Origin of the sequence: Mycolicibacterium peregrinum (assembly GCF_001665625.1) — a bacterium.
GTDB lineage: Bacteria > Actinomycetota > Actinomycetes > Mycobacteriales > Mycobacteriaceae > Mycobacterium > Mycobacterium peregrinum_B.
In genome coordinates this window covers 1-1,755 of record NZ_LZSY01000125.1, presented here as the reverse complement: position 1 = coordinate 1,755, position 1,755 = coordinate 1, and the positions used below count along the sequence as shown (strand labels likewise).

The window sequence follows — 1,755 nt, the reverse complement described above, 5'->3', positions numbered from 1 at the left end:
ATCCGGTGGATCGGCCCGTCCTGTTCGCGTTTCGGGCCGACCCCGGCCAGAAACGGTGCATAGCGGCCCCGCCGGGATGTCCGTGCGTGGCTGGCGTACAACCGCCGGTAGGGGCGTACCAGGTCATGGGCATCGGCGAAATACCGGTACATCGACAACACCGCCGCACTGCGCGGCAACAGCGACGACTCGACCAATCTCTGCTCAGGTTCACCGATACGGGCCACCCCGGGCAGATCCCCGGTGCGCAGATAGGCCAGGAACTGACCGAACAGACTGGTGGGGAAGTCATCCCACGCCGTACCGGTACCTTCCAGCACCGTCCACCACGCCGCCAGCCCATAGGCATAGGCGCGCAGCGTGTTCGGTGAGCCCCCTTGGTCGCGCAGAAACGTCAGGTACTCGCGCGTCGGCGCCACGGGCAACTTGTCGGCGCCGACCACCGTGTAGGTGGGTGGTCGGTCCTCAAAGCGCACCCGCTGCACCTGTGCCACCGTCAGCCGCACCCCACCACATTCACGACGGCCTGCCCTTCCGGAAATCGTCCAACCGGATCACCTGGGAGCCGCCGTCGGCCGGTGGGGCCGCGGTGCGGCCATGGCCGACACTGGCCGCGACCGGGTTATGCTCGGTCGCCGGTGCCGGTCGCTGCGTGGCCAAAAACCAGTCCAGCACATCAGCGGGATAGATCATCGCTTCCCGGGCGCTCAGCATCCGCACCGACGCGCCGCCGTAGCAGCGCTCCACCCACTTACGCAGCAGTCGCGGCCGCTCCGGGACGCGGTCGGCCCACCCAGGTTCCGTCATACCCCACGTGTGCCCTGTGTCCGGGTTGATCCGCGAATGCAGCTGAGTGGTCAACATTTTCGCCCGGTCCGGCGCGATCAGCCCCGAATCCCGCAGATGCATGATCAACGACCCCAACGACAGGCCCCACTTGGCTTTGAGCGGACGCAGATTCAATAGCGACATCACCCGCGGCAACTCACCTGCGATGACCCCTGCCGGGGCCAGCAACTCGGTCGCGAACCGGTTAGCCTCCAACTCGTCGGCGGCACTGACCGAGCAATAGGCGTGGCTGTGCAACACCAAATGACCGAGCTCGTGGGCGACCGTGAACCGGGTCCGCTCCCACGAGTCGCTATCCCTCAACACCAACAGCGGCCGGTCCCGCAACCGGCCCACCCAACTCGAATACCCTAAATGCCGCTCATCACGCGAGCGCCCACCGGTAGCGGCGAATTCGCTTTCCCATTCACCGGCGACCCGGCGCCGGACAATCACCGGGGCGCCCAGACGCTCGGCCTCATACATCAAATCGTCAAGCGGCTCATCGGGTTCCAGCCCCATCGCCTCACGCAGACGCGCCGCGGCTACCGTGATCGAACTGTGTGCCAGCTCATCAGGACTGACCGTCGGAACCTTCACCGGTGGCAGCTTCGATCGGCCGTCGAGCTCACCGAGGAAATCGCCTGCCAACGACGCAAACGTCGCCAAAAACTCCTGCTCACCCACCGTCATCGACTTCGGCGCCCGAAACAGCAGCTCGTTCGCGGTGATCCGCGTCTGCGGAGCCGAGCTGAAAAACGCTGCAGGAAACCGGAACAACCCCGCCAACACCGCAACATCGCCGTCGTCGAGCCGCACCGTCAGCGACTTCTCAATCTGGGACTGCCGCGACGTACTCCAGCCTGTGGCTTCCACCACCGACCGTGCCGTCATCCGCCTCAACAACCGGGCCTGCCGGACCCGAGC

At 65.9% G+C, this 1,755-nt stretch carries 2 protein-coding genes; both read right to left on the bottom strand.

All coding sequences use genetic code 11. From position 1 onward, the window contains the following. On the bottom strand, nucleotides 1–494 hold a 494-nt coding region (locus A5779_RS20880; RefSeq protein ID WP_165609811.1), incomplete at its 3' end, for a site-specific integrase. A gap of 22 nt (nucleotides 495–516) precedes the next feature. Then, nucleotides 517–1,755: ImmA/IrrE family metallo-endopeptidase (locus A5779_RS20875; protein ID WP_207549100.1), on the bottom strand; the 1,239-nt coding region annotated here is incomplete at its 5' end.